24 protein-coding genes and 1 pseudogene are annotated in these 22120 nt (G+C 60.3%); 10 read left to right on the top strand and 15 right to left on the bottom strand.

Annotated features, from left to right (window positions below; translation table 11 throughout):
* Positions 1–12: 12 nt before the first annotated feature.
* Positions 13–354 (top strand): Grx4 family monothiol glutaredoxin, encoded by a 342-nt coding sequence (gene grxD / locus ACODSJ_RS03990; RefSeq protein WP_489100486.1) that lies wholly within the window; start codon positions 13–15, stop codon positions 352–354.
* A 192-nt stretch (positions 355–546) separates the two neighbouring features.
* On the opposite strand, the gene bfr is transcribed toward grxD, so the two are convergent.
* Complete coding sequence (gene bfr, locus ACODSJ_RS03985) at positions 547–1020, bottom strand: bacterioferritin (RefSeq protein WP_489100485.1); 474 nt, start codon at positions 1018–1020, stop codon at positions 547–549.
* A 199-nt stretch (positions 1021–1219) separates the two neighbouring features.
* Positions 1220–1438: a bacterioferritin-associated ferredoxin gene (locus tag ACODSJ_RS03980; RefSeq protein WP_489100484.1), complete on the bottom strand. Its 219-nt coding sequence runs from the start codon at positions 1436–1438 to the stop codon at positions 1220–1222.
* A 307-nt stretch (positions 1439–1745) separates the two neighbouring features.
* Between ACODSJ_RS03980 and ACODSJ_RS03975 the strand changes: the two genes are divergently transcribed.
* Positions 1746–2348, top strand: a complete 603-nt coding sequence (locus tag ACODSJ_RS03975; RefSeq protein ID WP_260962438.1) for a peroxiredoxin — start codon at positions 1746–1748, stop codon at positions 2346–2348.
* Between the two features lie 223 nt (positions 2349–2571).
* Here the strand turns inward: ACODSJ_RS03975 and rnt are convergent, their stop codons facing one another.
* Both rnt and pyrC read right to left on the bottom strand, forming a co-directional pair.
* The gene (rnt, locus tag ACODSJ_RS03970) at positions 2572–3249 is read right to left on the bottom strand and encodes a ribonuclease T (protein ID WP_489100483.1); all 678 of its coding nucleotides are present in this window, start codon (positions 3247–3249) and stop codon (positions 2572–2574) included.
* Positions 3246–4292: a dihydroorotase gene (gene pyrC, locus ACODSJ_RS03965; protein WP_489100482.1), complete on the bottom strand. Its 1047-nt coding sequence runs from the start codon at positions 4290–4292 to the stop codon at positions 3246–3248. Before pyrC ends, rnt begins: the two co-directional genes overlap by 4 nt.
* A gap of 190 nt (positions 4293–4482) precedes the next feature.
* Between pyrC and ACODSJ_RS03960 the strand changes: the two genes are divergently transcribed.
* Together ACODSJ_RS03960 and ACODSJ_RS03955 are read left to right on the top strand one after the other, a co-directional pair.
* Positions 4483–5481, top strand: coding sequence for a flagellar protein MotY (locus ACODSJ_RS03960; RefSeq protein ID WP_489100481.1), 999 nt, complete (start codon positions 4483–4485; stop codon positions 5479–5481).
* 128 nt (positions 5482–5609) lie between these two features.
* Positions 5610–6827, top strand: coding sequence for an argininosuccinate synthase (locus tag ACODSJ_RS03955; protein WP_489088027.1), 1218 nt, complete (start codon positions 5610–5612; stop codon positions 6825–6827).
* A 349-nt stretch (positions 6828–7176) separates the two neighbouring features.
* Here ACODSJ_RS03955 and ACODSJ_RS03950 read toward each other — a convergent pair.
* A pseudogene (locus ACODSJ_RS03950) lies at positions 7177–7434 on the bottom strand (hypothetical protein); the annotation flags it as partial.
* A 470-nt stretch (positions 7435–7904) separates the two neighbouring features.
* Here ACODSJ_RS03950 and ACODSJ_RS03945 point away from each other — a divergent pair.
* The gene (locus ACODSJ_RS03945; RefSeq protein WP_260962426.1) at positions 7905–8531 is read left to right on the top strand and encodes a response regulator transcription factor; all 627 of its coding nucleotides are present in this window, start codon (positions 7905–7907) and stop codon (positions 8529–8531) included.
* Between the two features lie 55 nt (positions 8532–8586).
* Here the strand turns inward: ACODSJ_RS03945 and ACODSJ_RS03940 are convergent, their stop codons facing one another.
* From ACODSJ_RS03940 to metG, 8 genes are all read right to left on the bottom strand, one after another.
* On the bottom strand, positions 8587–8769 hold the full coding sequence (locus ACODSJ_RS03940) for a PA3496 family putative envelope integrity protein (protein ID WP_489100480.1): 183 nt from the start codon (positions 8767–8769) through the stop codon (positions 8587–8589).
* A 107-nt stretch (positions 8770–8876) separates the two neighbouring features.
* A complete protein-coding gene (gene nth, locus ACODSJ_RS03935) occupies positions 8877–9515 on the bottom strand; it encodes an endonuclease III (protein ID WP_489100479.1) in 639 nt (212 codons plus the stop codon).
* On the bottom strand, positions 9512–10045 hold the full coding sequence (locus ACODSJ_RS03930) for an Rnf-Nqr domain containing protein (RefSeq protein WP_489100478.1): 534 nt from the start codon (positions 10043–10045) through the stop codon (positions 9512–9514). Before ACODSJ_RS03930 ends, nth begins: the two co-directional genes overlap by 4 nt.
* The gene (locus ACODSJ_RS03925; protein ID WP_489100477.1) at positions 10038–10649 is read right to left on the bottom strand and encodes an RnfABCDGE type electron transport complex subunit G; all 612 of its coding nucleotides are present in this window, start codon (positions 10647–10649) and stop codon (positions 10038–10040) included. Before ACODSJ_RS03925 ends, ACODSJ_RS03930 begins: the two co-directional genes overlap by 8 nt.
* The gene (locus ACODSJ_RS03920; RefSeq protein WP_489100476.1) at positions 10646–11632 is read right to left on the bottom strand and encodes an RnfABCDGE type electron transport complex subunit D; all 987 of its coding nucleotides are present in this window, start codon (positions 11630–11632) and stop codon (positions 10646–10648) included. The genes ACODSJ_RS03925 and ACODSJ_RS03920 overlap by 4 nt, the downstream gene beginning before the upstream one ends.
* The gene (gene rsxB / locus ACODSJ_RS03915; protein ID WP_489100475.1) at positions 11619–12638 is read right to left on the bottom strand and encodes an electron transport complex subunit RsxB; all 1020 of its coding nucleotides are present in this window, start codon (positions 12636–12638) and stop codon (positions 11619–11621) included. Before rsxB ends, ACODSJ_RS03920 begins: the two co-directional genes overlap by 14 nt.
* Complete coding sequence (locus tag ACODSJ_RS03910) at positions 12635–13207, bottom strand: Rnf-Nqr domain containing protein (RefSeq protein ID WP_489100474.1); 573 nt, start codon at positions 13205–13207, stop codon at positions 12635–12637. Before ACODSJ_RS03910 ends, rsxB begins: the two co-directional genes overlap by 4 nt.
* Before the next feature lie 130 nt (positions 13208–13337).
* Positions 13338–15383: a methionine--tRNA ligase gene (metG, locus tag ACODSJ_RS03905; RefSeq protein WP_489100473.1), complete on the bottom strand. Its 2046-nt coding sequence runs from the start codon at positions 15381–15383 to the stop codon at positions 13338–13340.
* A gap of 317 nt (positions 15384–15700) precedes the next feature.
* On the opposite strand from metG, the gene apbC reads away from it, so the two are divergent.
* Positions 15701–16795 (top strand): iron-sulfur cluster carrier protein ApbC, encoded by a 1095-nt coding sequence (gene apbC / locus ACODSJ_RS03900; RefSeq protein WP_489100472.1) that lies wholly within the window; start codon positions 15701–15703, stop codon positions 16793–16795.
* 78 nt (positions 16796–16873) lie between these two features.
* Here the strand turns inward: apbC and ACODSJ_RS03895 are convergent, their stop codons facing one another.
* The gene (locus ACODSJ_RS03895; protein ID WP_489100471.1) at positions 16874–17632 is read right to left on the bottom strand and encodes an SDR family oxidoreductase; all 759 of its coding nucleotides are present in this window, start codon (positions 17630–17632) and stop codon (positions 16874–16876) included.
* 57 nt (positions 17633–17689) lie between these two features.
* Here ACODSJ_RS03895 and ACODSJ_RS03890 point away from each other — a divergent pair, with 57 nt between their 5' ends.
* From ACODSJ_RS03890 to groL, 4 genes are all read left to right on the top strand, one after another.
* A complete protein-coding gene (locus ACODSJ_RS03890; protein ID WP_489100470.1) occupies positions 17690–18421 on the top strand; it encodes a HugZ family pyridoxamine 5'-phosphate oxidase in 732 nt (243 codons plus the stop codon).
* Between the two features lie 66 nt (positions 18422–18487).
* On the top strand, positions 18488–18964 hold the full coding sequence (locus tag ACODSJ_RS03885) for an FxsA family protein (RefSeq protein ID WP_489100469.1): 477 nt from the start codon (positions 18488–18490) through the stop codon (positions 18962–18964).
* Between the two features lie 242 nt (positions 18965–19206).
* Complete coding sequence (locus ACODSJ_RS03880; protein WP_158155612.1) at positions 19207–19500, top strand: co-chaperone GroES; 294 nt, start codon at positions 19207–19209, stop codon at positions 19498–19500.
* 51 nt (positions 19501–19551) lie between these two features.
* Positions 19552–21195 (top strand): chaperonin GroEL, encoded by a 1644-nt coding sequence (groL, locus tag ACODSJ_RS03875; protein WP_489100468.1) that lies wholly within the window; start codon positions 19552–19554, stop codon positions 21193–21195.
* Between the two features lie 152 nt (positions 21196–21347).
* On the opposite strand, the gene ACODSJ_RS03870 is transcribed toward groL, so the two are convergent.
* A complete protein-coding gene (locus ACODSJ_RS03870) occupies positions 21348–22091 on the bottom strand; it encodes a phosphatase PAP2 family protein (protein ID WP_489100467.1) in 744 nt (247 codons plus the stop codon).
* Positions 22092–22120 lie beyond the last annotated feature (29 nt).

The raw sequence follows: 22120 nt of genomic DNA, 5'->3' as shown, positions 1-22120 counted from the left end.
CCGAGGTGCTCCATGGATATCATCGAAACGATCAAAGACCAGATTGCCAACAACACCGTCCTGCTTTACATGAAAGGCTCGCCGAACGCGCCACAGTGCGGTTTCTCGGCCAAGGCTGCTCAGGCTGTGATGGCGTGTGGCGAGAAGTTTGCCTACGTGGACATCCTGCAGAACCCGGAAATCCGTGCCAACCTGCCCAAGTATGCCAACTGGCCAACCTTCCCGCAGTTGTGGGTAGCGGGCGAGTTGGTTGGCGGTAGCGACATCATGATCGAGATGGCTGCCGACGGTTCCCTGCAGACCACGATCAAGGCGGCTGTCGAAAAAGCGGCGGCGAACAAGACCGAAGCTTGATTCACCAGTCTATGTGGGAGCGGGCTTGCCCGCGAATACGGTGCATCAGCTGGCATTTTTCTAGCTGACCCAGCGCATTCGCGAGCAAGCCCGCTCCCACAGTGGATTTCAGTGATCCTGGAATCCAGCCAATAAAAAGCCCCGCCTCTGGAAACAGGGCGGGGCTTTTTATTGGCTTGCGTTCGAGGGAAGTTACTCTTCGCCCATCTGCGATTGCAGGTAGTTCTCAAGGCCTACTTTATCGATCAGGCCCAGCTGGGTTTCCAGCCAGTCGATGTGCTCTTCTTCGGACTCGAGAATATCTTCCAGCAGTTCACGGCTGCCGAAGTCGCCCACGCTTTCACAATGAGCGATGGCCACTTTCAGGTCGGCATGGCCGGTGCGTTCGATGCGCAGGTCGCACTCAAGCATTTCCCGGGTGTGTTCGCCGATGTGCAGCTTGCCCAGGTCCTGGACGTTTGGCAGGCCTTCGAGGAACAGGATGCGCTTGATCAGCTTGTCCGCGTGTTTCATCTCGTCGATGGACTCGTGGTACTCGTGCTTGCCGAGCTTGTTCAGGCCCCAATCCTCATACATGCGTGCATGCAGGAAGTATTGATTGATCGCGACCAGTTCATTGGCGAGGATCTTGTTGAGATGCTGGATGACTGTAACGTCGCCTTTCATGGTGGGCCTGTCCTGTAAATAGCCATGTATAAGGCGGAGTCTGAGCTGCGCAATGAGGAGTGTCAAACCTAAGTTCTTGAATAATAAATGAAAATAAATCTGAATAAGAACGTTTTTATTCCGCGTCTGAGCGCTAAGCAATTGATTTGCGGGCATAAAAAAACCGGACATTGAGTCCGGTTCCTTGAAAAGCGGTTTGTTACGCGGCGGTAAATTCCACCGAGTAAGGAATCGAGGCCTGTGCTGTTTGCACCTGGGTGAGGGTTTCACGAACGACTTCCTTGGCAAGGCACGCACATTTACCGCATTGGCTGGCTACGCCGGTGGCCTGGCGGACTTCGCGGTAGCTGCAGCAGCCCTCATAGATCGCTTCGCGGATTTGTCCGTCGGTGACGCCAGTGCAGAGGCATACGTACATAAGTAAGAACCGTCGCAGGTTGTGACTCGATTGGGATGGATCTTAATGTTAACGAGAATGATTGTCAAAGTGGTTTCTGGAACTCTTGCGCAGGACTGACGAACGGTTTTCCAGTCGGTCCGGATAAGCCATCCTCAAGCCATGTGGGGATTTTTCCCTGCTGCCTAAAAACCATTGAAGACAGTCCAAATGCGCGGTGTATGATGGTCGGTCCTTGCGAAGCGGGTTCGTGTCACAGGGCTGTCGCCCGTGGGTGGCAGGCTGGCCCGGACCCTTGTTTTCACGTTATTACATCAGGAGATATCCAATGAGCGTACTCGTAGGCAAACAAGCCCCTGACTTCACCGTTCCTGCCGTCCTCGGCAACGGTGAAATCGTCGACAGCTTCACCCTGTCCTCGGCCATCAAAGGCAAATACGGCCTGGTGTTCTTCTACCCACTGGACTTCACCTTCGTCTGCCCGTCCGAGCTGATCGCACTGGATCACCGCATGGACGACTTCAAGGCACGCAATGTCGAAGTGATCGCGGTTTCGATCGACTCGCACTTCACCCACAACGCCTGGCGTAACACCCCGATCAACAACGGCGGGATCGGCGCGGTCAAATACACCATGGCTGCGGACATGAAGCACGAAATCGCCAAGGCCTACGACGTTGAGTCCGAAGGCGGCGTGGCTTTCCGTGGCGCGTTCCTGATCGACGACAAAGGCGTTGTCCGTTCGCAGATCGTCAACGACCTGCCACTGGGTCGCAACATGGAAGAGCTGATCCGTCTGGTCGACGCGCTGCAATTCCACGAAGAGCATGGCGAAGTTTGCCCGGCCAACTGGAAGAAGGGCGACAAGGGCATGACTGCATCGCCTGAAGGCGTTGCCGCTTACCTGGGCGAGCACGGCGACAAGCTGTAAGCGCACTGAGGTATAAAAAAACCGGCCCTTGATGGGCCGGTTTTTTTATGGGGGCTGTAAACCCTATTATCGATTGAAACGCCGTACCCGAGGACGGCAGGGATCTGTGGGAGCAAGGCTTGCCCGCGATGGCGGCGATGCGGTCCTTCAGAAACCGAGTCGCCTGTATCGCGAGCAAGCTTTGCTCCCACGCAGTGAGGGTCGCCACAATGGCGCCACTCTCCTAGTTATCGAAATCCTGCCAGCCACCCATCTCTTTCCACCGATTGACGATGCCGCAGAACAGCTCGGCGGTCTTTTCGGTGTCGTAACGGGCCGAGTGGGCTTCACGGCCATCGAAATCGATGTCGGCCGCTTGGCAAGCCTTGGCCAATACCGTCTGGCCGTAGGCCAGGCCGGCCAGGGTCGCGGTGTCGAAACTGGAGAACGGGTGGAACGGGTTGCGCTTCATGTCCAACCGCGCAACGGCAGCGTTGAGAAAGCCCAGGTCGAAGCTGCTGTTATGGCCCACCAGGATCGCACGCTTGCAACCATTGGCTTTCAGCGCCTTGCGCACACCGCGGAAGATGTCGGTCAGGGCCGTCTCTTCACTCACGGCCATGCGCAACGGGTGGTCGAGCTTGATCCCAGTGAACTCCAGGGCTGCCGCTTCGATGTTGGCGCCTTCGAACGGTTCGACGCGGAAGAAATAGGTGTGGTCAGGGAACACGAAGCCTTTCTCGTCCATGCCGATGGTGGTCGCGGCGATTTCCAGCAAGGCGTCGGTGGCGGAGTTGAAACCGCCGGTCTCTACGTCGACGACGACTGGCAGGTAGCCACGGAACCGTGCTGCCATCGGGTGCCGGGCGCCGCCCGAACCACCGTTGCCGTCCATCTCGTCGTCGAAATGATCTTCACTCACGCCGTTTCCTCCAGCAGGCGCCAGCGCAGTTTTTCACCGGCGCGCAGCGGGATGACCGTCTGCTCGCCGAACGGCAGGCTGGCGGGGGCGGTCCATTCGTCGCGGACCAGGGTAATGCGATCGCTGTTCACCGGCAGGCCATAGAAGCGAGGGCCGTGCAGGCTGGCGAAGGCTTCGAGCTTGTCCAGCGCATTGCGCTGTTCGAATGCCTCGGCGTACATCTCGATGGCGGCATAGGCGGTGTAGCAGCCCGCACAGCCGCAGGCAGCTTCCTTGGCGTGACGGGCGTGTGGCGCCGAGTCGGTGCCGAGGAAAAACTTGCTGCTGCCACTGGTGGCGGCGTCCAGCAAGGCTTCCTGGTGGGTATTGCGTTTGAGGATCGGCAGGCAGTAGAAGTGCGGCCGGATCCCGCCCACCAGCATGTGGTTGCGGTTGTACAACAGATGATGGGCGGTAATGGTCGCGCCAACGTTGGCCGGGGCCTCGTTGACGAACTGCACGGCGTCACCGGTCGTGATGTGCTCGAACACCACCTTGAGGGTGGGGAAACGCTCCACGACGCGGCGCATGTGTTCGTCGATGAAGAGCTTCTCGCGGTCGAACACGTCGACATCGCCTCGCGTCACTTCACCGTGGATCAACAGGGGCATCCCGACTTCGGCCATGGCCTCCAGTGCCGGGAAAATGTTGTCAATGCTGGTGACACCGGAATCGGAGTTGGTGGTGGCCCCGGCCGGGTACAGCTTGGCGGCATGAACGAAGCCGCTGGCCTTGGCATCACGAATTTCTTCGGGCTGGGTGCGGTCGGTGAGGTAAAGCACCATCAGCGGTTCGAAGCAGCTGCCAGCCGGGCGTGCGGCGAGGATGCGCTGGCGATAGCCATCGGCCTCGGCGGCGTTGCGCACGGGTGGAACCAGGTTAGGCATGATGATGGCGCGCCCGAAGGTGCGCGCGACATCGGCGACGGTATGGGTCAACACAGCACCATCGCGAAGATGAATATGCCAGTCGTCGGGACGCAGCAGGGTCAGGCGGTCGGACATTGGGGGGCTTCCAGGCGGGTAAAACTCTGGGAATGCTACCGGAAAAGACCGATTCAGGCACCCGCTATCAAGTTCTGTCGCAAGTGACCGATAGCTCCTACAGGTGTGCCACGAATTCGTGCCGTGCCTGGGACCTGCGTCATACTCTCAGCGTGTGTCGATCTTTGTGTAAAAGTCAGTGGAGCTGCCCGTGCGCCAGCGTTATCTAGCCTTGCTCAGTGTGTTTGCCAGCTTTCCCGCCATGGCGCTCACTTTCCAGACCCGTCTGGAGAGCATTGAGTGGACGGTCGAAGGCGACAAATTCGAGTGCCGGCTGAGCCAGCCGATCACCGATTTTGGCAGTGGCGAATTCGTACGCCGGGCGGGAGAGCAGGCCACGTTCCGACTCAAGGCTTATAACCCGGTGCTTGGCGGCGGTTCGGCGACCTTGCTGGCGGCCGCTGCGCCGTGGCAACCCGGGCGCGGCGACATCAATCTGGGCTCGGTCAGTATTGGCAGTGGCGATGTCCTGTTCAACAGCTCCCAGGCCCAGGCAGGTCGCCTGATCAGTGGCTTGATGGAAGGACGCAGCCCGGTGGTGCGCCGCAACACCGAGGACGGGCGGGTCTCGGAAGTCCGCTTGCTGCCGGTGCGATTCAACAAGGCCTTCAGCGACTATCAAGGCTGTGTGGCGAAACTGCTGCCAAAGAATTTCGAACAGGTGAAGCAATCCCAGATTGGCTTCCCCGGCGAAGGCACTGAGCTCGACGCGCATGCCAAGGCCCAGCTGCAAGTGATGCTCGACTTCATCAAGGCCGATCCGAGCGTCAATCATGTCGAGCTCGATGGCCACTCCGACAACAGCGGCAACCGGTTGACCAACCGTGAGTTGTCACGCCGCCGGGCCCTGGCGGTCATGGATTTCTTCAAGGCTAACGGTTTCCAGGAATCGCAGATCACCCTGCGGTTCCATGGCGAGCGTTATCCCCTGGTTCCCAATACCAATGCGGCCAACCGTGCCAAGAACCGCCGCGTGGCCGTGCTCTTGCAGCGCGTGGCGCCCTCTCAAGTCACGGCACCGCCGCCGGTTTCCGCGCCAGCCCCCGTCGCCCCCGCTGCGCCGGCCGCAGCTCCAGCCAAGGCACCGGCTCCTGCCCCCGCTGCGGCCCCGGCCAAGGCTCCGGCGGGCGCCACTGCGCGCACGTCCTGAACCGACCCGGCTCGTCGCGCAGTTGACATTATCTGTCGCTTCGTCGTCATAAGCTGTCGCGCCTCTGTAAATTATCCGCATTGGACGGTAGACTTCTCGGCTTTCCGTACAACCCGTGGAGTGATGGCATGGCGGACGTAAACAAGGTCGTTCTGGCGTATTCCGGCGGCCTGGACACTTCGGTGATCCTCAAGTGGCTGCAGGACACTTATAACTGCGAAGTGGTGACCTTCACCGCTGACCTGGGGCAGGGCGAGGAAGTCGAGCCTGCACGCGCCAAGGCTCAGGCCATGGGCGTCAAAGAAATCTACATCGACGACCTGCGCGAAGAGTTCGTCCGCGACTTCGTGTTCCCGATGTTCCGCGCCAACACCGTTTACGAAGGCGAGTACCTCTTGGGTACGTCCATCGCCCGTCCGTTGATCGCCAAGCGCCTGATCGAAATCGCCAACGAAACCGGCGCCGACGCCATTTCCCACGGCGCCACCGGCAAAGGCAATGACCAGGTACGTTTCGAACTGGGCGCCTACGCCCTCAAGCCGGGCGTGAAGGTTATCGCTCCGTGGCGCGAATGGGACCTGTTGTCCCGTGAAAAGCTGATGGATTACGCCGAGAAGCACGCGATCCCGATCGAGCGCCACGGCAAGAAGAAGTCCCCGTACTCGATGGACGCCAACCTGCTGCACATCTCTTATGAAGGCGGCGTGCTGGAAGACACCTGGACCGAGCACGAAGAAGACATGTGGCGCTGGACCGTCTCCCCGGAGAAGGCTCCTGACACCCCGCAATACCTGGAGCTGACCTACCGCAACGGCGACATCGTTGCGCTGGACGGTGTGGAGATGACCCCAGCCACCGTGCTGGCGACCCTGAACCGCATCGGTGGCGAACACGGCATCGGTCGCTTGGATATCGTCGAGAACCGTTACGTCGGCATGAAGTCCCGCGGTTGCTACGAAACCCCGGGCGGTACCATCATGCTGCGTGCTCACCGGGCGATCGAATCGATCACCCTGGACCGCGAAGTGGCTCACTTGAAAGACGAGCTGATGCCCAAGTACGCCAGCTTGATCTACACCGGCTACTGGTGGAGCCCTGAGCGCCTGATGCTGCAACAGATGATCGACGCCTCGCAGGTGAACGTGAACGGTGTCGTGCGCCTGAAGCTGTACAAGGGCAATGTCATCGTGACCGGTCGCAAGTCCGACGAGTCGCTGTTCGATGCCAACATCGCCACCTTCGAAGAAGACGGCGGTGCCTACAACCAGGCCGACGCGGCCGGCTTCATCAAGCTCAACGCCCTGCGCATGCGCATTGCGGCGAACAAGGGTCGCAAGCTGTTCTGACCCTGGCTGCATGAGAGCGGCCTGCCCAACCATGGGCAGGCCGTTATCGGCGTCCTCTCCTCCTGCGTTTGCGGCTGTCCTGCTGCAACGCTGTCTCCCCTCTTGGAAAGATCGTTCATCCGTCCTGCCGGTTCGCCGTAGCGCGTGGCCTGCAGATGACGTAGACGCTGATCCCAGCGTGACCCCGGCCGTGTTTCGAGGGCTTTGACCAGCAGGTCGAGAGCCGTCGTTGCGATGGGCTGTACACAATGGAAACGCCCCGTACCGGCGTGCGCCTGCGTCGATGAAGATGCCCCCGTGGTCGTCTGGTCCTGCTTGGTCGGCGCGACAGGCGTTTGCGTCGATAGAGGGAGTCCTCCAGGGTTTTCATGAAGTGCTTGCTCTTATGAAAGTCGGAGGGTGAATACAAGGCGTGGTAATTGAAGTTAAGGGTGATGAAAAAAAGAAGCAACAAGTAAAACGGGAAGGTGATCAGGAACCAGATGTAATATTCGCGATCCTGATCATCCAGGAAGGGCAGGGAAATGGCCGCCGAGGTTTCGGATAATGTGGAGAAAAGAGCAATAAGGGTCATAGGGTTGGTGATGGTCTTCGAAGTTGTTTTCATAATAAGTGCTCATGAGGGAATGAATTCTCTGTTCTTTAATGAGTGGGATAAGTTTTAGAGCGATTTTTAACGTGTTGGTGTGGAGGCAGTGTCCTGTTGCCGTTATTGAAAACAGTTTCGCTTGTTTTTCTTTGCTGGGTAAACTTTCTCTGTTCGAAATGTTGCTGTTTTATCCCGGGGATTAAGTTACTTTTTATGAAGGAGCGCTGCTTTTCAATCCTCGGTGCAGGGACTGGCACCGCAAAAAGGGGGGATGTTTCTGGTAGCGTGGGTGGGCAAGAGCGGGCAGCCGCACTCCGTCAATGAATTAATGGCACATTGTTTCCGGGGGAATTTGTAGGATTTTTCTGTATATCTTGTAGGTTGCGTCTCTCGGTGCGAGCAGCCAGGGGGGGGCGGCATGCCAAGGTAGAAATGACTACGCTATTGTGCGTGCTCTAAAAATTCGAACAGCGAAGTTGGATTTGCCCATGAATAAAGTGCTGATCGTGGATGATCATCCCGTCATTCGTCTTGCTGTACGTTTGCTAATGGAGCGCCATGGATATGAAGTTGTTGCCGAAACCGATAACGGCGTCGATGCACTGCAGTTTGCCCGTGACCTCATGCCCGATATTGTCATTCTCGATATTGGTATTCCCAAACTGGACGGCTTGGAGGTTATTGCGCGGCTGACCGTCAATCCATCGCCTTTGAAAGTGCTGGTGCTGACTTCCCAGTCTCCCGGGCACTTTTCGATGCGTTGCATGCAGACAGGGGCGGCGGGGTATGTCTGCAAGCAACAGGACCTTACTGAGTTATTGAGTGCGATAAAGGCAGTGCTGTCCGGCTACAGCTATTTTCCCAACCAGGCGTTGCACACGGTGCGCTCCAGTCTGGGCAATGCCAGTGAGTCGGATATGGTGGACCGTTTGTCCGGGCGGGAGATGATGGTGCTACAGCAACTGGCTCGCGGAAAGACCAACAAGGAAATCGCCGATGGGATGTTCTTGAGTAACAAGACTGTCAGTACATACAAGACGAGGTTGCTATTGAAACTCAATGCCCGTTCATTGGTCGATTTGATCGAGCTGGCGCAGCGTAACGGGTTGGTGTGAGCGATACGGTTATGCGTGCCCAGTAAAAAGCCTCCATCAGGGAGGCTTTTACGTGTCAGAGGTCAAAATCGTAATCGGCCAGTTGCTTCTGCAAGCGTCGCTCTTCGAGCAGGTTATCAATGGTGCGGCGTTTACTCAGATTGGTCTTCGCCACTTCCACGACCACAGGTTCTGCGTCGTCGCCTTCAGCCGCGATGAATTCGTCTTCTACATCCAGTTGTTCTTTGCCAGTACTCATGGGGTCGACTCCAGGCTAAGACTGCCATTGGCGCTCCTTATATCGATAAACCACGATCGGGTAAAAAAGATTTTTTCAATCGGCGGATCAGAAAAAGCAATAGCCCCTCAATCGTCAGAGGTCTTGTGCTTGTATTCGCATAGATCTTCGATTCGGCAACTGCCACAACGGGGTTTGCGCGCCAGGCAGACGTAGCGCCCGTGAAGGATGAGCCAGTGATGGGAGTCCAGCAGGAATTCCTTGGGGACGAACTTCATCAGCTTCTTCTCCACCTCCACCACGTTCTTGCCGGGGGCCAGTCCGGTGCGGTTGCTGACGCGGAAAATGTGGGTGTCGACGGCCATGGTCAACTGGCGAAACGCGGTATTGAGTACGACGTTGGCGGTTTTGCGGCCGACCCCCGGCAGGGCTTCAAGCGCTTCACGTGTCTGGGGGATTTTACCGTCGTGGCGCTCGATCAGCAGGCGGCAGGTTTCGATCACGTTCTTGGCCTTGCTGTTGAACAACCCGATGGTCTTGATGTACTCGGACAACCCTTCGACGCCCAGGGCCAGGATAGCCTGCGGCGTATTGGCCACCGGGAACAGCTTGGCCGTGGCCTTGTTGACGCCGACGTCGGTGGACTGGGCCGACAGAATGACCGCGATCAGCAATTCGAAAGGGGACGAATAGGCCAGTTCGGTCTTGGGTTCCGGGTTGTCCTCGTGAAAGCGACGAAAGATTTCCAGGCGTTTTGCGGCGTTCATGGGCGCGGCGTTTCCTCAAGGGGTGAATGGGGTTTGGCACGCGCCCAAGCCTGGTAGGCGGCCAGCAGCAGGCCAAGCAGGATGAATCCGCCGGGCGTGAGCAGGGCCAGCGGGACGGCGCCGCCGATCAGTTCGCGCAACGCGCCCAGGCCCGTCATCAACAGCCCGGACAGGCCGGCCAGCTTCAGGTACCCCGGCAGGCGGAGTTCGGTGAAGAAATCCTGGTTTTCCAGCACCACGCAACTGACGGCGATCCAGCCAAGATAAAGGTTCAGCGGTCGATACAGTTCCAACGCCCAGGCTTGTACCACCAGGGCCACGCAGGCGCTCAGGCTGGCAGCCAGCACGACGGCCGCCAGCCGCCGCTGGGGCGCATCCAGGCGCGCTCGTAGAAGCCCCATTGCTCCGCCATGGCTGCCGCTGATCAAGACCCAGGCCAGCCACACCGCCAAGGCGTTAGCCAGCGAATCACTGGCGCCCACCAACGGGACGAGCAGCAGGCCGCGACTCAACAACACGGGTTTATTCACCGCGAACCCCTCCCATTAGCTCAGCCTTGTGCTCATCAAAATACCGCAGTGCATCGTGGACAGCCTGCAGCACGGCTCGAGACGTCACCGTCGCGCCAGCCAGTTGATCGAACTGCCCCTGGTCCTTTTTCAAGGCCCAACCGCTGTCGTCGGGAGCGTTCCGTGATCGACCGTTGAAGGTTTGCAACCAGCTGTTCGGCCAGCCGGCAATCGCCGCGCCCAGTCCGGGCGTCTCGGTTTGGCGCAGGGTCTTCACACCCAGCAGTCGGCCTTGCGGGTCGATGGCCACGAGCAGTTCGATGCTGCCTTCGTAGCCCGTTGCCTGGCTGCGCAGCAGGACGGCAGCGGGGCGCGTGCTGCGGGTCGCCAGGTAACCGCCCAGCAGCGTGCTGTGGGCCAGGGCTATGGGGTGGGTGAGGGTCGGTCGTGCCAGCGGCTGGTTATCGTAAAGATCGAGGGGCAGTACTTCGAGCAAGGCCCGGTTGGCGAGGGCCTGGCGCTGAGCCTCGATGCGCTCGGCCGTGCCGAGGTACGTGAAGTAGGTGGCAGCGGTACCGAGGCCGATCAACAGGATGAGGATTGCGACGCCACGAGGGTTTTTCATGGCATCTGCCGCCTTTGCCGCGCCTCGGCGAACCGCTCCAGCGCCGGTACACCGAGGTTCATGAGTAGCACCGCGAACGCGACGCCATCCGGGTAGCCACCCCAGGTGCGGATCAGGTAGACCAGCAGGCCTGCGCCCGCGCCGAACAGCAGGCGGGCGAGCGGGGCCCTGGCGCCTGACACCGGTTCGGTCACGATAAAAAACGCGCCGAGCATGGTCGCGCCGGTGAACAGGTGAAACAGCGGCGAGCCGTGGGAATCGGAGCCCGAGCCGTTCCAGCACAGCAAGCTGGCAATGAACAGGCCGGCCAACATGCCGGCGGGGGCATGCCAACTGAACACACGTTGTTGCAGCAGGAACAGGCCGCCGGCCAAAAAGGCCAGGTTGATCCATTCCGTGGCGCGACCACCCACCTGGCCGAACGCCGGGTTGCTGGCGAACAGCTCATCGATGGTCAGGCTCTTGTTGATTCGCAGGCTGTCCAGCGCGGTCGCCCCGGCCCAGGCGTCGGGTGCGGGATGGACGCCGAACACACGCTGCAGGCCTTCAAGCACCTCCACGCCATGAGGTGTTGGCCATTGGCTCATGTGGGAAGGGAACGCCACCAGCATCAGGGCGTAGCCGAGCATCGCCGGGTTGAACGGGTTGCTGCCCACCCCGCCCCACACGTGCTTGCCCAGTAACAGGGCGCTGGCGGCGGCCGTGACGGTCAACCACCAGGGACAGTAGGCCGGCAAGGCCAGGGCCAACAGCGTGGCGCTGACCAACGCGCTGCCGTCGTTCAGTCCGGGCTTGAGAGGCCGGTCGCGCAAACGCAACACCAGCGCTTCGACCGCCAGGGCGGTGAGGCCGGACAACAACAGGTTGAACACTGTCCCCCAGCCATAGAACCACAGCGATGCCAGCACGCCAGGCAGTGTCGCCAGCAGCACTCGCGTCATCGCCAGTCGCAGCCGGTCGTCCACGGGCTCAAGGCGCGGCATGGGCATCCACCTGGCGTTCGGCGTCTTTCACCGCTTGTTCCAGGGCTTGCAGTTGTTCGTGCGCAGCGGCTGCATTGCGGGCCTTGCTGAGTTCTGCCCGGCGCATTGCCAGTTGGATCTTGGCCCGCTTCAGTTCGGCATCCTGGGCCGGTGCGGAGGCTGGCGCGGCGGGGGCGGGGCTGCTCTCCAGTTGCGCCAGGGCCTGCTCAGCCGCTTCGAACTGGCGTTGCAATACGATCAATTGCGACTGTTGTTCGAAGGTCGGTGGATGACCAAAGGCTTTCAAGGACTTGTTCAACTGCGCCCGGCTCATGGCCAAGTCAATCTTGGCTTTTTTCAGCGCGGCATCGGCGCTGGCGACTTTTTGCGCACGTACCCGCTCCAGCGCAGCTTGCACAGGGTCCAGAGCCTGGGGTTGTGCTTGGGGTTGTGCCTGGGCCGTTCGTTGGCTGCGGGCCAGGCGCTCGGCCTGACGCTGGTCTTCTTCCCGGCGCAGGCGGGCGTTGCGCTGCTCGAAACGTTGCCGGGCATGATTACGCTTGGCGGTGCGTGCTTGCAGTTGCTCGGCGCTGGCGGCCAGTCCACCCACGACCGGAACGACCGTGGCCGTTGGCAAGGGGCGCATTTCGATGCAATCGACCGGGCACGGGGCCACGCAAAGATCGCAGCCTGTGCACTCGTCAATGAGGACGGTGTGCATCAGCTTCGCCGCGCCGACAATGGCGTCCACCGGGCAGGCCTGGATGCATTTGGTGCAGCCGATGCATTCGGCTTCACGGATAAAGGCGAGCTGCGCCGGGGCTTGACCTCGGCTGGTGTCCAGTTCCAATACCGGTATTTTCATCAGCTCGGCCAGGGCCGCGATGGTTTCGCGTCCGCCAGGCGGGCACTTGTTGATCGGCTCGCCCTGGGCGATGCCTTCGGCGTAGGGCTTGCAACCGGGGTGGCCGCATTTGCCGCATTGAGTCTGCGGCAACAGGGCATCGATACGTTGAATAAGCGTCATGTCTTGACCAGCCCACGCAATCCGAGAAAGGCCACGGCCATCAGTCCGGCACTGATCAACTGAATCGGCAGGCCTCGAAAGGGCAGGGGAATATCGTTATTGAAAGTGCGCCGGCCCAGGTCGTCGAACAGGCTCAGCACCAGCCAGAATCCTAGCCCGGCCCCCAGGCTCGCCGCGATGGCGTGGCCGAGGCCTTGGGCTTGCTGACTGTTGAGCAGCACGATGCCCAGTACGCCGGCATTGCCGAGCAGCAATGGCCACAGACCGTCGAACGATTGCCCTGGGAGCAGGCGCGCCAACAAACGCAACAGCGGCCCGATCAGCAATACGCACAAGGGCAGCCACACCAGCAGGCGCAGCGACGTCAGGTTCGCCGTAGCTAAAAGCCACTGGTCGATGGCGTATCCGAGGGTGCCGACGATCAGCATCAGGCACGTTGTCGCCAAGCCCAGGGCGTGTACCTGTTTCCTGGGCTTGCTCGCCAGCAGGGGATCGATACCCAGGGGCCAATGCAACACCAGGTTGTTGATCAAGGCAGCACTGGACAATGTGAGGATGAATTCGGGCATGGGCGTGTTGGTGACAAAGAGCCTGTTACAAGATTAGGCATTATCCGGCACGCCGGGAGGGTAGACCAGATATGAAAATCCCACAGACACCTGCGAGGCGACTGTGGGATCGGTGTAGCACGCGGTCTCGTTACTTGATCCGCTGACCCGGCTTGGCGCCGCTGTCGGGGCTCAGCAGGTAGATTTCCTCGCCGCCAGGGCCCGCCGCCATCACCATGCCTTCGGAAATGCCGAAGCGCATTTTGCGCGGCTTGAGGTTGGCGATCATCATCGTCAACCGGCCTTCGAGCTTGGCGGGGTCCGGGTAGGCACTCTTGATGCCGGAGAACACATTGCGTTGCTCATCGCCGATGTCCAGGGTCAGGCGCAGCAGCTTGTCGGCACCCTCGACGGCCTCGGCCTTGACGATCAGCGCCACGCGCAGGTCGACGGCGGCGAAGGCATCGAATTCGATTTCCGGCGACAGCGGGTCCTTGGCCAGTTCGCCGTTGCCGGCCGGCGCGCCAGTGTCGGTCTGGCTGGCGGTCAGGTCTTCCTTGGAGGCGTCGGTCATGGCTTGCACCTTGGTGGCGTCGATGCGGGTCATCAACGGTTTGAATTCATTCAGCTGATGGTTGCTCAGCAGGGTCTGGTGATCGTTCCAGGTCAGTGGCGCGACGTTGAGGAACGCCTCGGCATCGGCGGCCAGCAGCGGCAGCACCGGCTTGAGGAAAATCACCAGCTGGCGGAACAGGTTGACGCCGAGGGCGCAGATCGCCTGGACTTCGTCCTGCTTGCCTTCTTGCTTGGCCAGCGACCAAGGGGCCTTGTCGGCGATCCAGGCGTTGGCGCGGTCGGCCAGGGCCATGATCTCGCGCATGGCACGGGCAAAGTCGCGGGTCTCGTAGGCGTCGGCGATGCTTGGCGCAGCGGCCAGGAACGCGTCGGTCAGCTCCGGTGCGGCATTACCCGCCACCAGTACGCCAGCGTTGCCCTTGTGAATGAAACCGGCGCAACGGCTGGCGATGTTGACGACCTTGCCCACCAGGTCGGAGTTGACCTTCTGTACGAAGTCTTCGAGGTTCAGGTCCAGGTCGTCGACGCCACGGCCGAGCTTGGCGGCGTAGTAGTAGCGCAGGTATTCCGGCGACAAGTGGTCCAGGTAGGTCCGGGCCTTGATGAAGGTGCCACGGGACTTGGACATTTTCTGGCCGTTGACGGTCAGGTAGCCGTGGACGTTGATGCCGGTCGGTTTGCGGAAACCGGCGCCTTCGAGCATGGCAGGCCAGAACAGGGCGTGGAAATTCACGATGTCCTTGCCGATGAAATGGTACAGCTCGGCGGTGGAGTCCTTGCCCCAGAACGCGTCGAAGTCCAGCTCCGGCGTGCGGTTGCACAGGTTCTTGAAGCTGGCCATGTAGCCGATCGGCGCGTCCAGCCACACGTAGAAATACTTGCCGGGCTCGTCGGGGATCTCGAAGCCGAAGTACGGCGCATCGCGGGAGATGTCCCACTGTTGCAGGCCGGCATCGAGCCATTCGGCGATCTTGTTGGCGACGGCGTCCTGCAGGGTGCCGCTGCGGGTCCAGGCTTGCAGCATCTGCTGGAAGTCCGGCAGCTTGAAGAAGAAGTGCTGGGAGTCCTTGAGCACCGGCGTCGCCCCGGAAATCGCCGATTTCGGGTCTTTCAGGTCGGTCGGTGCGTAGGTGGCGCCGCATTTTTCGCAGTTGTCGCCGTACTGGTCCTCGGTGCCGCATTTCGGGCAGGTGCCCTTGATGAAGCGGTCGGCCAGGAACATTTTCTTTTCCGGGTCGAAATACTGGGTGATCGAACGCGTGGCGATGTGCCCGGCGTCACGCAGCTTGAGATAGATCTGGCTCGACAGCTCACGGTTTTCTTCGGCGTGAGTGGAGTGGAAGTTGTCGAAGTCCACCAGGAACTCGGCAAAGTCGGCGCTGTGTTCAGCCTGGACGTTGGCGATCAGTTGTTCCGGGGTGATGCCTTCCTTTTCCGCACGCAGCATGATGGCCGAGCCGTGGGCGTCATCGGCGCAGACGTAAATGCATTGGTTGCCGCGATGCTTCTGGAAGCGCACCCACATATCGGTCTGGATGTATTCCAGCATATGGCCGAGGTGGATCGAACCATTGGCATAGGGCAGGGCGCTGGTGACGAGGATCTTGCGTGGCTCGGACATGGGGCTCGGCTACTTGATGAAACGGAGGTCGGCCACTATAAAGCGCCGGGAAATATATTTCACCCCACTGGCCTGTTTCCAGGTGCATCCATTGGGGATGGCAAGAGCATTGAGCCTGGCTGGACTGTGGGAGCAAAGCTTGCTCGCGAAGCAGGCGCCTCGATTCTAAGACCGCATCGCTTTTATCGCGGGCAAGCCTTGCTCCCACAATCTCCAGGCCACAAAAGGTATTCGCACCGCAGCAATCGGGTCGCCACAAAAGCAAGCGCGGCGTAGGATAGCGGCCTGTTTTTCAAGTCTTGCTATCGGAGTTGCCCATGAGCGCCGTCAATCGCGCAGCGGTGGAAGCCGTGCTTCGCCAGTACACCGACCCCTACCTGAACCAGGACCCGGTCAGCGCCGGATGCGTGCGCGCCATCGACATCCAGGGCGATCGCGTCAGCGTCCGGTTGGAAATCGGCTACGCCGCCGATCTGTTCAAGAACGGCTGGGCGCAGATGCTGCAGATGGCCATCGAGTCCCTGGACGGTGTGGCCGCTGCCAAGGTCGATATCACCAGCGTGATCGCCGCCCACAAGGCCCAGGCGCAGGTGCCGGGGCTGGCGAACGTCAAGAACGTGATCGCCGTGGCCTCGGGCAAGGGCGGCGTGGGCAAATCCACCACCGCCGCCAACCTGGCCCTGGCCCTGGCGCGTGAAGGGGCCAAGGTCGGGATTCTCGATGCCGACATCTACGGTCCCAGCCAGGGCATCATGTTCGGCATTGCCGAGGGCACCCGGCCGCAGGTCAAGGACCAGAAATGGTTCGTGCCATTGAAGTCCCATGGCGTGGAAGTCATGTCCATGGCGTTCCTGACCGATGACAACACGCCGATGGTCTGGCGTGGGCCGATGGTCTCCGGGGCCCTGCTGCAACTGGTCACGCAGACCGCGTGGGGCGACCTGGATTACCTGGTGATCGACATGCCGCCCGGCACTGGCGATATCCAGCTGACCCTGGCGCAGAAAGTCCCGGTGGCAGGCTCGGTGATCGTCACCACGCCCCAGGACCTGGCCCTGCTGGACGCGCGCAAGGGCGTGGAGATGTTCCGCAAGGTGAACATCCCGGTGCTGGGTGTGGTGGAAAACATGGCCGTGCACATCTGCTCGAACTGCGGCCATGCCGAGCATCTGTTCGGTGAGGGTGGCGGGGAGAAACTGGCTTCCCAGTACGGCGTCGAACTGCTGGCCTCGCTGCCACTGTCGATGCTGATCCGCGAACAGGCCGATGGCGGCAAGCCAACGGTCATCGCCGAACCGGACAGCCAGATCGCCATGGTCTACCAGGAACTGGCCCGCCACGTGGGCGCCCGCATCGTGTTGCAGGAAGCCGCGTCACCGGCGATGCCGAACATCACTGTCAGCGACGATTGATCGGCTGAACTGCAATCCCCTGTGGGAGCGAGCTTTGCTCCCACAGGCCTTACTCCCACCTCTTGTCTGGTGGTGGATTCAGATCCGCAACCCGCCATCCAATTCCAGAATCCGCCCGGTGTAGTAGTCGTTCTCGAAGATGTACGCCGCCGAATGAGCGATCTCCTCGGGCTTGCCCATGCGCTTGAGCGGAATGCCCGAGGTCATTTTTTCCAGGGCCTCGGGTTTCATGCTCAGGGTCATCTCGGTTTCGATGAAGCCCGGTGCGATGCCGGCGACACGGATGTCGTAGCGCGCCAGTTCCTTGGCCCAGGTCACGGTGGCCGCTGCCACGCCGGCCTTGGCGGCGGAATAGTTGGTCTGGCCGATATTGCCGGCGCGGGAGATCGAGGAAATATTGATGATGGCGCCGCTGTTCTTCAGCTCGACCATTTTCGCCGCCACTTCGCGGGTGCACAGGAACACGCCGGTGAGGTTGACGTCGATCACCGCCTGCCATTGGGCCAGGCTCATCTTGGTCATTTCGCCGTCCTTGACCTTGAGCAGCAGGCCATCTCGCAGGATCCCGGCGTTGTTGACCAGCCCGTTGATCGCGCCAAAATCCTCGGCCACTCGGGCGACCATGTCGGTCACCTGATCTTCGTTGGCGACGTTGCACAGGTAGGCGCGGGCTTCGACGCCCTTGGCCACGCACGCGGCAACCGCCTGATCGAGCTTTTCCTGGTTGAGGTCCACCAAGGCGAGCTTGGCGCCTTTGCCCGCCAGATGTTCGGCCATGGAACGCCCCAAACCCTGGCAGCCGCCGGTGATAATGATTACTTTGTCAGTGAGTTGCATTTCATTTCCCCAGCTATCCGACCGTTTTTAGACGAGATTTACCCAAGGAGTCATAAATTGAGCGTAGTCGCTGCCAAGCATGCCCGAGAATTGTTGCTCAAGGAATATCGTGGGGTGCTCTCCACTCATTCCCGATCCATGCCTGGCTTTCCGTTCGGTTCCGTGGTGCCTTATTGCCTGGACGAGCAGGGCCGGCCGTTGATCCTGATCAGCCGCATTGCCCAGCACACGCACAATCTGCAAAAAGATCCCAAGTGTTCGATGCTGGTGGGCGAGCGGGGCGCCGAGGACGTGCAAGCCGTTGGACGCCTGACCTACCTGGCTGAGGCGCAGCGGCTGGAAGACAGCGCCGCCATCGACGCTGCTGCCGAGCGTTACTACCGCTATTTCCCTGACTCGCAGAATTATCACAAGGCCCATGATTTCGATTTCTGGGTACTCAACCCAGTGCGGCATCGCTACATCGGCGGCTTCGGCGCCATTCACTGGGTCGATCAGCTCACGCTGCCCAACCCCTTCGTCGGCGCGGCCGAAACCAGCATGGTTGAGCACATGAACACCGACCACGCCAAAGCCATCGCCCATTACGTGGAACTGACCGGCCTGCCGAAAACCGAACCGGCGCAACTGGTGGGCATCGACAGCGAAGGCATGCACCTGCGCATTGGCCAGGGGCTGCATTGGTTGGCCTTCCCGGCAGCTTGTAACACCCCGACACAAGTGCGCGAGGCCTTGGTTTACCTGGCCCGCGCCGAACAATGGCCGAAAAATGCCGAGGCCGAGGGTTGAATTCACGAAAGGGCGACGTCATTTAAGTTTAGATAGCAAGGCATTCTTGCGTTGAGGAACCATTTGATGCGCCCTTTTTTGTTGCTCTTTCTGCTGTTCCCGGTGTTGGAGCTATTCGTATTCGTCAAGGTCAGCGGTGCTATCGGGTTTTTCCCGGCGTTGCTGCTGATCATCCTGGGTTCGATGCTCGGTGTGTTCGTGCTGCGCATCGCCGGGCTCGCCACGGCGCTACGTGCCCGTGACAGCCTGAACCGTGGCGAGCTGCCCGCCCAGACCATGCTCGAAGGCCTGATGCTGGCCTTGGGTGGCGGCCTGTTGATCCTGCCGGGCTTTGTCAGCGATGTGCTGGGCCTGGTCATGCTGTTGCCGTTCACCCGTCGCCTCTTGGCCAATAAAATGCGCCAGCGCGCCGAAGAACAGGCGATGCGCCAACGCGCGTTTGCCGACGATCTCCAGCCCCGTGGCGGTCCGGCTCCGCGCCAACCCGTTGGGCGTGAACCCACGGTCATCGAAGGCGAGTTCGAACACCGCGACGCCAAGTAATCCCATCGACACGGCACCTTCGGGTGCCGTGTTCGTTCCTGGCCACCGACGTAAAAAATTTTCTACCCGGCCCTTGTAATCGGCTTGCACGCCCCTATGTAACGGTCACCGCAAGGTTTCCGGTGGCGACACCGGACAGACTTCCGCGGTTCGACTGACGAACCGCACCCGGCTTTGCCGGCTTTGTTAAACCCGCCGGGACTACACCGGCCGATGAAAACCAAAATTAGGAGAGATCGACAATGAAGCTTCGTCCTCTGCATGACCGCGTCGTCATCCGTCGCAGCGAAGAAGAGAAGAAAACCGCTGGCGGTATCGTCCTGCCAGGTTCGGCTGCCGAGAAAGCCAACAACGGTGAAGTGATCGCTGTAGGTACCGGCCGCGTGCTGGACAACGGTGAAGTACGTGCGCTGGCCGTGAAAGTGGGTGACAAGGTCGTGTTCGGCCCTTACTCCGGCAGCAACACAGTGAAAGTCGACGGCGAAGACCTGCTGGTAATGAGCGAGAACGAGATCCTCGCTGTTATCGAAGGCTGATTTCCCTCGCGTATTTTCCCGCTACTACACAGTATTTAAGGAATATCGATCATGGCTGCTAAAGAAGTAAAATTCGGCGATTCCGCCCGCAAGAAAATGCTCGCCGGTGTCAACGTCCTGGCTGACGCAGTAAAAGCGACCCTGGGCCCGAAAGGCCGTAACGTGATCATCGAGAAGAGCTTCGGCGCTCCGACCATCACCAAGGACGGCGTTTCCGTAGCCAAGGAAATCGAGCTGAAAGACCGCTTCGAAAACATGGGCGCGCAACTGGTCAAGGACGTTGCCTCCCGTGCCAACGACGACGCCGGTGACGGCACCACCACCGCCACTGTCCTGGCTCAATCGATCGTCAACGAAGGCCTGAAAGCCGTCGCTGCCGGCATGAACCCGATGGACCTCAAGCGCGGTATCGACAAGGCGACCATCGCCATCGTCAAGGAACTCAAGGGCCTGTCCAAGCCTTGCGCTGACACCAAGGCAATCGCCCAGGTCGGCACCATCTCGGCCAACTCCGACAGCTCCATCGGCGACATCATTGCCGAAGCCATGGAAAAAGTCGGCAAAGAAGGCGTGATCACCGTTGAAGAAGGCTCGGGCCTGGAAAACGAACTGTCGGTCGTAGAAGGCATGCAGTTCGACCGTGGCTACCTGTCCCCATACTTCGTCAACAAGCCAGACACCATGACCGCCGAGCTCGACGGCCCGCTGATCCTGCTGGTGGACAAGAAGATCTCCAACATCCGCGAAATGCTGCCAGTGCTGGAAGCCGTTGCCAAAGCCGGCCGCCCACTGCTGATCGTGGCTGAAGACGTTGAAGGCGAAGCCCTGGCGACCCTGGTTGTGAACAACATGCGTGGCATCGTTAAAGTCGCTGCCGTCAAGGCACCTGGCTTCGGCGACCGTCGCAAGGCCATGCTGCAGGACATCGCCGTTCTGACCGGCGGTACCGTCATCTCCGAAGAGATCGGCCTGAGCCTGGAAAGCACCACCCTGGAGCACCTGGGTAATGCCAAGCGCGTGATCCTGTCCAAGGAAAACACCACCGTGATCGACGGTGCTGGCGTCGAGGCTGACATCCAGGCTCGCGTTACCCAGATCCGTGCACAAGTGGCCGAGACTTCGTCCGACTACGACCGTGAAAAACTGCAAGAGCGTCTGGCCAAGCTGTCCGGCGGCGTTGCGGTGATCAAGGTTGGCGCCGGTTCCGAAGTTGAAATGAAAGAGAAGAAAGCCCGCGTTGAAGACGCCCTGCACGCTACCCGCGCAGCCGTCGAAGAAGGCGTGGTACCTGGCGGCGGCGTGGCACTGGTTCGTGCCCTGCAAGCCATCAGCGAACTCAAGGGCGACAACGATGACCAGAACGTGGGCATCCAGTTGCTGCGTCGCGCTGTAGAAGCACCTCTGCGCCAGATCGTTGCCAACTCCGGCGACGAGCCAAGCGTTGTGGTCGACAAGGTCAAGCAAGGTTCGGGTAACTACGGTTACAACGCTGCGACCGGCGAATACGGCGACATGATCGAAATGGGTATCCTGGACCCGGCCAAAGTGACTCGTTCGGCCCTGCAAGCGGCTTCGTCGATTGCCAGCCTGATGATCACCACCGAGGCGATGATCGCTGAAATCAAGGAAGACGCTCCAGCCGCTGGCGGCATGCCAGACATGGGCGGCATGGGTGGCATGGGCGGCATGATGTAAGCCAGCCTTACCCCTGTAATGAAAAACCCCGCTGGCGAAAGCCGGCGGGGTTTTTTATTGCCTTGGGTTTATCCCAGGTGTGAGATCAGCCCTACTGGCCCTGTGGGAGCAAAGGTGAACATTAGATCTGTGAACACCTGCTACCAGGGAATTCAGGCGTTGACGGGCTGCCTCAGCGCCACGCGATCAGCCATGGCGGCCGGCCGATACAGTATGAAGTAATAACACCCCAGGCAAATCAGCCAACAGAACACCGCAGTCCACACGTTGTGGGAAAAGAAATGCGCGCCTTGCATCATCCGCCCCAGGGAGAACACCGTTCCCAGCGTGAAGGCCAAGACGAAGGCCTGGCGGGCCAGGCGCGGGCGCCGATCGCGCAGGACGAAGAACAGCGCGAACAACGTGAAGCCCGTGGCGGCGTGACCACCCGGCCAGCAGCGGCCGGGTTTGTCGGTGGCCGGACGCGGGCTCAGCAGTTCGCTGTAGGTTTCCTTGCCGCCGAACTCCTTCAGGCTCCACGGGCACTGCACGGCCGTTACCGCTTTCATCGGGGTGACGAAAGACGTCGCCAGCCCCAGCGACAGCACCAGGCACCCCAGTTCGCGCTTGAAGGGTTTGAGGCGGGTGACGAAAAAGCTACTGATGAAGCCGAGAATGGCCAACACCGAAAAGGCGATGACTAATTGCTTCGCCCGGTCATGGAGAATGTTCTCCAAAAAGTAACTGTGCCGGCCGATGAAGCCGCCAGCGGCGGGGTCATAGAACATTCGGGCCAGGACCATGTCCAGGTCGGTCCACTCCAGCAGAACCAGAACGAGCGCCGCAAGGGCGGGAATTCCGAGGCATAGCCAGAGGTTCAGCGGGCGAGGGCTGGAGGGTATAACACTTGATGACATGACAGATCCTGAACAAGAACTCGCCCCAG

The sequence above is a fragment of the Pseudomonas sp. FG6 genome, assembly GCF_057809015.1.
Note: the sequence above shows the minus strand (reverse complement) of the source record. Positions and strands in the feature narration are given on the sequence as shown.